The sequence below is a fragment of the Streptomyces sp. NPDC046887 genome (genome assembly GCF_040644755.1).
GTDB classification, from domain to species: domain Bacteria; phylum Actinomycetota; class Actinomycetes; order Streptomycetales; family Streptomycetaceae; genus Streptomyces; species Streptomyces lichenis.
In genome coordinates, this window is the sequence record NZ_JBEYXH010000048.1 from 38666 (window position 1) to 48269 (window position 9604).

The following is a 9604-nucleotide window of genomic DNA, read 5'->3' on the forward strand; positions in this document are numbered from 1 at the left end:
GCTGAAACGTGGAGAACCTGATCGCGCTGCTCGTCGCGGCGCCGCTGCTGGGAGCGGCCGTACTGCTGTGCGGCGGCCGCCGGCTGGACCGGTACGGGCATCTGCTCGGCACCGTGCTGGCCGCCGCCTCCTTCGTCATCGGGGCGGTGCTCTTCTTCGACATGCTGGGCCGGGGCGCCGAGGAACGCGCCCTCTACCAGACGCTGTTCGCCTGGGTCCCGGTGGAAGGCTTCCAGGCCAACATCGCCTTCCAGCTCGACCAGCTGTCGATGACCTTCGTCCTGCTGATCACCGGTGTCGGCACCCTCATCCATGTCTACTCCATCGGCTATATGGAGCACGACGAGCGCCGCCGCCGCTTCTTCGGCTATCTCAACCTCTTCCTCGCGGCCATGCTGCTCCTCGTCCTGGCCGACAACTACCTGCTGCTGTACTTCGGCTGGGAGGGTGTGGGCCTCGCCTCCTACCTGCTGATCGGCTTCTGGCAGCACAAGCCCTCGGCCGCGACCGCCGCCAAGAAGGCCTTCCTGGTCAACCGGGTCGGTGACATCGGCCTCTCCATCGCGATCATGCTGATGTTCACCACCTTCGGCACCTTCACCTTCGGGCCGGTGTTCCAGGAGCTGGACGGCGCGAGCGAGGGGACCCTCAACGCCATCGCCCTGATGCTGCTGCTGGCCGCCTGCGGCAAGTCCGCCCAGGTGCCGCTGCAGTCCTGGCTGGGAGACGCGATGGAGGGCCCGACCCCGGTCTCGGCCCTGATCCACGCGGCCACCATGGTCACCGCCGGCGTCTATCTGATCACTCGCTCCGGCGCCATCTTCAACGCCGCCCCGGACGCCCAGCTGGTGGTGGTCGTGGTCGGCGCGGTCACCCTGCTCTTCGGTGCGATCGTCGGTTGCGCCAAGGACGACATCAAGAAGGCGCTGGCCGGCTCGACCATGTCGCAGATCGGCTACATGGTGCTGGCCGCCGGGCTGGGCCCGATCGGCTATGTCTTCGCCATCATGCACCTGGTCACCCACGGCTTCTTCAAGGCCGGGCTGTTCCTCGGCGCGGGGTCGGTGATGCACGCCATGAACGACGAGGTCGACATGCGCAAGTACGGCGGCCTGCGCAAGTACATGCCGGTCACCTTCGTCACCTTCGGCCTCGGCTATCTGGCGATCATCGGCTTCCCGGGGCTCTCCGGCTTCTGGTCCAAGGACAAGATCATCGAGGCGGCGTTCGCCAAGGGCGGCGCGGAGGGCTGGATCCTCGGCGCGGTCACGCTCCTGGGCGCTGGCATCACCGCGTACTACATGACCCGCGTGATGCTGATGACCTTCTTCGGCGAGAAGCGCTGGCAGCCCGCCCCGGCGGCGGACGCCGCCACCGACGTCGAGCCCTCCGCCGACCACCACCCCGGCGAACTGCCGCACCCCCACGAGTCCCCGAAGTCCATGACGGTCCCGATGATCGTGCTCGCCTTCGGCTCGGTCTTCGCAGGCGCCCTGTTCTCCTTCAACAGCTCCTTCGTCCACTGGCTGGAGCCGGTCACCCAGTTCGAGCACGGCCACCCGCCGGTCGGCGCCGCCGTGATCACCACCGCCACCATCGTCGTCCTGCTGATCGGCGCCGGCATCGCCTACGCCCAGTACGGGCGCAAGCCGGTGCCGGTCACCGCCCCGCGCGGCTCGCTGCTCACCCGGGCCGCCCGCCGCGACCTGCTCCAGGACGACTTCAACCATGTGGTCCTGGTCCGCGGCGGCGAGCACCTCACCCGCTCCCTGGTCTATCTGGACCACTCCCTGGTGGACGGGGTGGTCAACGGCACCGCCGCCTCCGTCGGCGGACTCTCCGGCCGGCTGCGCAAGCTGCAGAACGGCTTCGCCCGCTCCTACGCGCTCTCGATGTTCGGAGGTACGGCGGTGCTCATCGCCGCGACCCTGCTGATGAGGGGAGTGTGACCCGATGTCCTTCCCCCTGCTGACGGCAACGGCTGCTCTCCCGGCGCTCGGCGCGGTGCTCACCGCCGCCGTCCCCGCCGCCCGGCACACCGCCGCCAAGTGGCTGGCGCTGGTCTTCTCGCTGGCCACCCTGGGTCTGGCCGCGCTCGTCGCGGTCCGCTTCGACCCGGGCGGCGCCCGCTACCAGCTCACCGAATCCCACGCCTGGATCGCCGACTTCGGCGTCCGCTACGAACTGGGCGTGGACGGCATCGGGGTGGCGCTGATCGCGCTCACCGCGCTGCTCATCCCCTTCGTCATCGTGGCCGGCTGGCACGACGCCGACCCGGACCAGAAGTCGAACCGCCGCTGGCGCCCCACCCAGGGCTTCTTCGCCCTGATCCTGGCCGTCGAGGCGATGGTGATCCTCTCCTTCGAGGCCACCGACGTCTTCCTCTTCTACATCCTCTTCGAAGCCATGCTCATCCCGATGTACTTCCTCATCGGCGGCTTCGGAGACCGCGCGCACAGCGGCAGCGACGAGAACGCGGCCGCCCAGCGCTCCTACGCGGCGGTCAAGTTCCTCCTCTACAACCTGGTCGGCGGCCTGATCATGCTCGCCGCCGTCATCGGCCTCTATGTCGTGGCGGGGAACTTCTCCCTCACCGAGATCGCCGAGGCCCGCGCCAGCGGTGACCTGACCATGGCCACCAACACCGAACGCTGGCTGTTCCTCGGCTTCTTCTTCGCCTTCGCGGTCAAGGCCCCGCTCTGGCCGCTGCACACCTGGCTCCCCAACGCCATGGGCGAGGCCACCGCCCCGGTCGCCGTCCTGATCACCGCCGTGGTGGACAAGGTCGGCACCTTCGCGATGCTCCGCTTCTGCCTCCAGCTCCTCCCCGAGGCGTCCAAGTGGGCCACCCCCGTGATCATCGTGTTGGCCCTGGTCAGCATCATCTACGGCGCCCTGCTCGCGGTCGGCCAACGCGACATCAAACGCCTGGTCGCCTACGCCTCGATCTCCCACTTCGGCTTCATCATCCTGGGCATCTTCGCGATGACCAGTCAGGGCCAGAGCGGCGCCACCCTCTATATGGTCAACCACGGCATCTCCACCGCCGCGTTGATGCTGGTCGCCGGCTTCCTGATCACCCGCCGGGGCTCCCGTCTGATCGCCGACTACGGCGGCGTCCAGAAGGTCGCCCCGATCCTGGCCGGGACCTTCCTGATCGGCGGCCTGGCCACCCTCTCCCTCCCCGGACTGGCCCCCTTCGTCTCCGAGTTCCTGGTCCTGGTCGGCACCTTCGCCCGCTACCCCGCGGCCGGAATCGTCGCCACCGTCGGCATCGTGCTCGCCGCGCTCTACGTCCTGGTCCTCTACCAGCGGACCATGACCGGCCCGGTCAAGCCCGAGGTCCGCGCCATGCCCGACCTCCGTGCGCGCGAACTGGCGGTGGTGGCCCCCCTGATCGCCCTCCTCATCCTCCTCGGCGTCTTCCCCAAGCCCCTCACCGAGATCGTCGATCCCGCCGTGCGGCACACCATGTCCGACGTCCAGCAGAAGGACCCCCGGCCCGAAGTGGAGGCGGCCAAGTGAGCACCGCAGCCGTCCTGAGCGCCCCCGCCGTCCACAGCCTGTGGACGACGGCCGCCGAACCGGTCGACAAGATCCCCGCCCCCACCATCGAGTACGCCCAACTGGCGCCCATCCTGATCATCGTCGGCGCCGCCGTCCTCGGCATCCTGCTGGAGGCGTTCGTCCCCCGCCGGGCCCGCTACTACGCCCAGCTCTTCCTCTCCGTGGTCGGCCTGGCCGCCGCCTTCGCCGCCACGGTGGGCCTGGCCGCCTCCGGCCATGCCTCCACCGAGGCGCGGATCGCCGCCATGGGCGCCATCGCCGTGGACGGCCCCGCCCTCTTCCTCCAGGGCACCATCCTCCTCACCGCCCTGGTCGCCGTCTTCACCTTCGCCGAACGGCGGCTCGACCCGGCCCACCACGGCCACCGGGTCGACTCCTTCGCCGCCGAAGCGGCCGCCGTGCCGGGCAGCGAGCACGAGAAGTCGGCCGTCAAGGCGGGCTTCACCACCACCGAGGTCTTCCCGCTCGCCCTGTTCGCGGTCGCCGGCATGCTGGTCTTCCCGGCCGCCAACGACCTGCTGACCCTCTTCATCGCCCTGGAGGTCTTCTCCCTCCCCCTCTACCTCCTCTGCGCGGTGGCCCGCCGCAAGCGCCTGATGTCCCAAGAGGCAGCCGTCAAGTACTTCCTCCTTGGCGCCTTCTCCTCCGCCTTCCTTCTCTTCGGCATCGCCCTGCTCTACGGCTACGCGGGCTCGGTCTCCTACGCCCGGATCGCCGACGTGGTGGACGGCGCCGTCACCGATGTGGACCCGGCGCTCGCCTCCACCATGGGCAACGACGTCCTGCTCCTGATCGGCTTCGCCCTCCTGCTGATGGGCCTGCTCTTCAAGGTCGGCGCCGTCCCCTTCCATATGTGGACCCCGGACGTCTACCAGGGCGCCCCGACCCCGGTCACCGGCTTCATGGCCGCCGCCACCAAGGTCGCCGCCTTCGGTGCCATGCTCCGCCTGCTCTACGTGGTGCTCCCCGGCCTCGCCTGGGACTGGCGGCCCGTCATGTGGGGCGTCGCCATCGTCACCATGCTGGGCGGCGCGGTGGTCGCGATCACCCAGACCGACATCAAGCGGCTGCTCGCCTACTCCTCCATCGCCCACGCCGGCTTCATCCTCGCCGGTGTCATCGCGGCCACCCCCGAGGGCGTCTCCTCCGTCCTCTTCTATCTGGCCGCCTACTCCTTCGTGACCATCGGCGCCTTCGCCGTGGTCACCCTGGTCCGCGACGCCGGCGGCGAGGCCACCCACCTCTCCAAGTGGGCGGGCCTCGGCCGCCGCTCCCCCCTGGTGGCCGCCGTCTTCGCCGTCTTCCTGCTCGCCTTCGCCGGCATCCCGCTGACCTCCGGCTTCTCCGGCAAGTTCGCCGTCTTCAAGGCGGCGGCGGAGGGCGGCGCCGGCGCCCTGGTCGTCGTCGGCGTCATCGCCTCCGCCATCGCGGCCTTCTTCTACATCCGGGTCATCGTGCTGATGTTCTTCAGCGAACCGAAGCCCGAGGGGCCCACCGTCGCCGTCCCCTCCCCCCTCACCATGACCGCCATCGGCGTCGGTGTCGCCGTCACCCTGGTCCTGGGCCTGGCCCCCCAGTACTTCCTGGACCTGGCCGGCTCGGCCGGCACCTTCGTCCGCTGACGACCGGAGTAATGCCGACGGCGGGGCACCCCTTCCCCGGGATGCCCCGCCGTCCGTCGTATACCGGCGCCTATCAGGCACTCCTCACCGTCGGCGGTGCACCGCGAAGACATCGGAAACGCCGTTGCTGTCCCCAGACACCAGCCGATCGAATTCCGAGTCGAAGACCACCGTGCGGGCCCGGGCATCCAGCGCGACGGACCCGGTCCACCCGTCGAAGGGGCCGTCCACCGCCCTGGTCAGCAACTCCACCGCGCCCGTGCGCAGATCCCGGGCGAACAGGTCGTAGCCGTCGTTGGTGTCACCGGGCGCCAGGTTGGCGGCGGCGGACTCGAAGACCACGGTGCGCCCGTCGGCGGAGAGTTGGCCGAGGTGGCTGGGGCCGCCCTCGGCCTGACCGCCGCCGGGGGCGAGGCTGATCCGCGTGGTCGTAGAGCTCCGCAGGTCGCGGAGAAAGACATCACTCTGGCCGTTGGTGTCACCCGGCACCAGGTCGGTATACGTCGACGCGAAGACCGCGTACCGCCCGTCCTCGCTGAGGAAGGGACCGGTGGCTCCCGCGCTGCTGCCGTCCAGCGACACACTGGCGGCGACGGTCCGCCCGGAGCGCAGATCGTGGACGAACATCGGATACGTACGCGGCTTGCGCATCTCGCCGTCCGCGGGCCCCTCGGGCTCGTCCGGCACCGGAGCCGCCAGATCCGTACGGGAGTTGAAGCCGACCCGGCGGCCGTCCGCGCTGATCGTCGGCGAGGCCGCGGCCCGGGCGGCCTGGGTGCCGTCGCTGTAGACGTTCACCCGCCGGGTCGTACCGCGCCGGAGGTCGTGCACGAAGATGTCGGCCACCTTGTTGGTGTCGCCCGGCACCAGATCGGAGCGGGCCGACTGGAAGGCGACGAACCGCCCGTCGGCGCTGACCACGGCCTGGCCGGAGCCCGCCGTGGCGGGGTTCTCCGGGAGCAGCGGGCGGGTCCGCCCGGTACGGCGGTCGTGCACCAGCAGCTCGTCCCGTAGCTCTCCGGTGTCCGGATCGCGGTGGTACACCTCCACCACCAGTGTCCGCCCGTCCGCGCTCACGGACGCCGACACCGGCTCCGCCCCCGGCCGGCCGAGCTCGACCCGCTCCACCCGCCCGGTCGACAAGGAGCGCGCGAAGACATCGGCGACCCCGTTGGTGTCCCCCGGCACCAGATTGTCGGCCTCGGACAGGAACGTGACCGTCCGCCCGCCGGGGCTGACGTCGACGGTGTACGAGGGCCCGTTCCCCTGCACCCCGCCCGTGCCGAGACTGACCCGCTCCGTCGTGAACGCGGCCCGCCCCGCCGTACCACCGTCCGCCGAGCGAGCCGTGGCCGAGCCGGGGGCGAGAACGCCCGCCGCCAGACCGGCGCCGACCAGAACGGCCAGCGCCGCACGTGTCCCCCGGCACTTCCGGCTTCTCCCGCCGGTGAGCGTGAAGTGCCGCATACAGTCCCCCTCCTCCACCGCGAGACACACCACGGCGCCCCGCGCACACCGCCCCCGACCCGGCCGGTGCCCCGAGCCGGAGCCAAGCCGCGTACGGCCGCGCGGTCAACCGGTTGGGCCGACAACCGGCCATCGGCCCGGGAGAAGACCGTTGTCAGTGGGGCGTGCCACGATGCGGCTCGTCGACCGGACGTGCAGCATTCGGCGGGCCGCCGCCGGAAGTACCATCCCGACAACCGACCTGGGGCCACCTATGAGCTGGGACGTTCTTCTCCTTCGCCTGCCCGAGGGCATCACCTCCATGGAAGACATGGGCAGCGACACCACCCCGCCACCGCTCGGCCCTCGGCCGGGGGTGCTGGCGTCTCTCCGCCGAGCCGCCCCAGTCGTGGACCTCTCGGACCCCAGCTGGGGCGAACTCGGCGGCCCGGGCTGGTCCATGGAGCTCAACATGGGCTCCGACGAACCGGTCGGCATGATCATGCTGCATATCCGCGGCGGTGGTGATGACGTCCTCCCGGTCGCCTTCCGTATCGCGGCCGAGCTGGACTGCCGGGTGTTCGACTGCTCCGCGGGCGAGCTGATCTCGGCGGGCGATACATCGGGCTGGCAGGCCTTCCAGCAATACCGCGACCGGGTGGTGGAGTGACCGACCGGGCAGACTGGCCAGGTGTTCGACTTCGCATTCGACTTCGGGATCGAGGGCTTCCGGCCCGAGTGGCGGCAGGGTGTACGTGACGTGAAGCATGGCCACGGCCACCGCCTCGGCGCTCTGGTGGGCCGCCCGTTGACCCGCACCTGGCTGGTCTGGGACCTCGAAGACGACCGGTGGTTCGCCGACTGCCCGCTGCTGCTGGACTTCGACGGACAGCAGGTCGAGCTGGTGCACAACACGTTCGACGACCTCTCCGTCACCTGGTCCACCGTCGACCCACGGCGGCCGGTGCGCTGGCCCGGCACCGACTTCGTACTGGAGTGGCGGCCGGATCCCCTCCCCGAGCTCCAGGCCCTGTGCGGCTCGGTGCTCCACCGGGTAGAGCTGCTGGAATGGACGGGGCCTGGTGCGGGTCACGGCAACGTGGAGGTGAGCTTCGTCTTCTCCGGCGGTCGGATCGGCGTCTTCAACGCCATGGACGAGAACGGGCTGACCTTCGACCCGCCCCTGCCGGAGCTGCGAGTGCACGGGCTGGAGTGAGGCGGCTGGTCAGGCCCAGCCGTCAAGGGACACCTCGGGCCCGCCGCTCAGGTACCGGCGGAGAGCGGTGGCCGTGGTGTCCACGAAGGCGTCGGGGATGGCCCCGGCGTCGACCCAGCGGACCTGGGAGTGCTTGTGCGGCTCGCGGTTCTCCGGCTCACCGGTCCATTGGTCAGCGGCGAAGACGATGGTGAGGAAGCCATTGGGAGCTTCGACGCCCCAGGCGCTGTGGATGACGTGGGCCACCCTGAGGGACTCGGGCTTCACCGTGAGGCCGGTCTCCTCATGCAGTTCGCGGACGGCGGTCTCGGTGATCGGTTCACCGGGTTCGCTCTTGCCGACGGGAAGGTCCCATAAGCCCTGGGCGAACTTGGCGTTCTCGCTGCGTTGGAGGAGGACGACGCGGTTGTTGGCCTTGTCGTGGACGATGACGGCGGCGACCGGCCCGAACCCATTGAGTGCAGGGGTGGTAAGGCCGGAGGAAGCCTCAGCAGTCCCCTCCTTGTGCGGATCCCGGTCCGTCAGGTGAGGGCCTCGCGAGCGCGTCGCACGAGGTCGGCGGTACCAGGCACACGACGGCGCTGGTAGACCGCCAGGGTGGGGCGAATCGAGGTGATCGCCATACGGGCGCGGTCCGACGTCATGCCCTCCATGAGACTGAGAGCCTGGGTCCACGAGGCCACCGCTTCGTCGGCGCGGGCCTGGGCGGCAAGACTGTCACCCAGATCGGCGTACGTGAGGACGTGCACCCGCTTGAACTGGATCGGGTCCCAGCGAGTGAGAGCGTCACGGTGCTGCTGTTCCGTACCGAGGAAGTCCTTCATCTCCGTCAGGGCCTTGGCCGTATGACTCGCGACGGTGCCTGCGGCCGGACCGCTCAGGAGGGAGTAGCTGGGCTGTGGGCCGTCGTCCCGGAGCAGCGCATCCTCTGCCGCAAGAAGAGCACGGCTGGCGGAGGCGTTCTCGCCGACGGCGGCGCAGGCGCGGGCATGCGTGATGTGGAGGAGCGCCTCGGTCTGGCCGTCGACACGGCCGATTCCTCGGGCCAGCGCCCCTTCCACCAGGTCGACGCAGTGGCGAGGCTGTTTGAGTTTCAGAGCTTGGTGAGCCAAGGAGCGCATCATCCAAGCCGCGTGGCCATGTGGGTCGGCCTCGCAGGCGAGTTGGTAGCCCACCTGGTAATAGCGCTGGGCCACGCCTTCGTGCCCCAGGTCGTGGTGTTTCCACCCGGCCAGGTAGGCCAGCTCCGCGACGGCGCCGAAAGCAGCCCCGCGTAAAGCCTCCGAGAGGAAGCGCCCACGGAGCATCGGTGCCGCGGTGTCGGCGAGATACGCGGTGACCGTAGTCAGACCGTGGCCGCCACCGAGGCGCTCGTCGGCGGCGCTGAACGCCGCTGTGATCTGCCGTACGACATCGATGTCCTCCGCTCCGACAAGGGAACGGCCAGTGCGGGCACGGAGGACACGGGCGGTGGCCTCATGGTCATGGAGCAGCGGCATCGCGACGCCGGCGGTGGAGAACGCCGCGATAGCGAGAAAGCGGCGCCGTTCGACATCGGCACGGCCGAGTTCGGTGGCTGTCGCGACCGGGTCGCCGGTCGGGACGGGTGCAGCGTCACCATGCGCGAGGCCGATCTCGGTAGATGTGACGATGCGGCCGAGGCGGCGCGAGAGGGCTTCGGCGAGATACTGCCCGGCCCGACCGGACGGAGTGCGGGTGCCGTTCGCCCAGTGGGAGATGGCTGACTTGTTGG

8 protein-coding genes are annotated in these 9604 nt (G+C 70.0%); 5 read left to right on the forward strand and 3 right to left on the reverse strand.

Translation table 11 applies throughout. The features are described from left to right. Positions 1-8 precede the first annotated feature (8 nt). Genes nuoL through nuoN form a run of 3 tightly spaced genes read left to right on the forward strand, consistent with a single transcriptional unit; the run spans position 9 to position 5189 of the window. On the forward strand, positions 9-1949 hold the full coding sequence (gene nuoL, locus ABZ945_RS30120) for an NADH-quinone oxidoreductase subunit L (RefSeq protein ID WP_361275942.1): 1941 nt from the start codon (positions 9-11) through the stop codon (positions 1947-1949). 4 nt (positions 1950-1953) lie between these two features. Then, complete coding sequence (locus tag ABZ945_RS30125; RefSeq protein WP_361275944.1) at positions 1954-3525, forward strand: NADH-quinone oxidoreductase subunit M; 1572 nt, start codon at positions 1954-1956, stop codon at positions 3523-3525. Between the two features lie 14 nt (positions 3526-3539). Next, positions 3540-5189, forward strand: a complete 1650-nt coding sequence (nuoN, locus tag ABZ945_RS30130) for an NADH-quinone oxidoreductase subunit NuoN (RefSeq protein WP_361275969.1) — start codon at positions 3540-3542, stop codon at positions 5187-5189. 84 nt (positions 5190-5273) lie between these two features. Here nuoN and ABZ945_RS30135 read toward each other — a convergent pair whose 3' ends face one another. Then, positions 5274-6656, reverse strand: coding sequence for a hypothetical protein (locus tag ABZ945_RS30135; protein WP_361275946.1), 1383 nt, complete (start codon positions 6654-6656; stop codon positions 5274-5276). A 253-nt stretch (positions 6657-6909) separates the two neighbouring features. Here ABZ945_RS30135 and ABZ945_RS30140 point away from each other — a divergent pair, with 253 nt between their 5' ends. Together ABZ945_RS30140 and ABZ945_RS30145 are read left to right on the forward strand one after the other, a co-directional pair. Next, a complete protein-coding gene (locus tag ABZ945_RS30140; RefSeq protein WP_361275949.1) occupies positions 6910-7305 on the forward strand; it encodes a hypothetical protein in 396 nt (131 codons plus the stop codon). Between the two features lie 21 nt (positions 7306-7326). Beyond that, positions 7327-7851 (forward strand): hypothetical protein, encoded by a 525-nt coding sequence (locus tag ABZ945_RS30145; protein WP_361275952.1) that lies wholly within the window; start codon positions 7327-7329, stop codon positions 7849-7851. Between the two features lie 9 nt (positions 7852-7860). Here ABZ945_RS30145 and ABZ945_RS30150 read toward each other — a convergent pair whose 3' ends face one another. Together ABZ945_RS30150 and ABZ945_RS30155 are read right to left on the reverse strand one after the other, a co-directional pair. Continuing rightward, positions 7861-8280, reverse strand: coding sequence for an NUDIX domain-containing protein (locus ABZ945_RS30150; protein WP_361275971.1), 420 nt, complete (start codon positions 8278-8280; stop codon positions 7861-7863). 92 nt (positions 8281-8372) lie between these two features. Continuing rightward, positions 8373-9604, reverse strand: a 1232-nt coding sequence (locus ABZ945_RS30155) for a tetratricopeptide repeat protein (RefSeq protein WP_361275954.1), incomplete at its 5' end; no start/stop codon positions are given.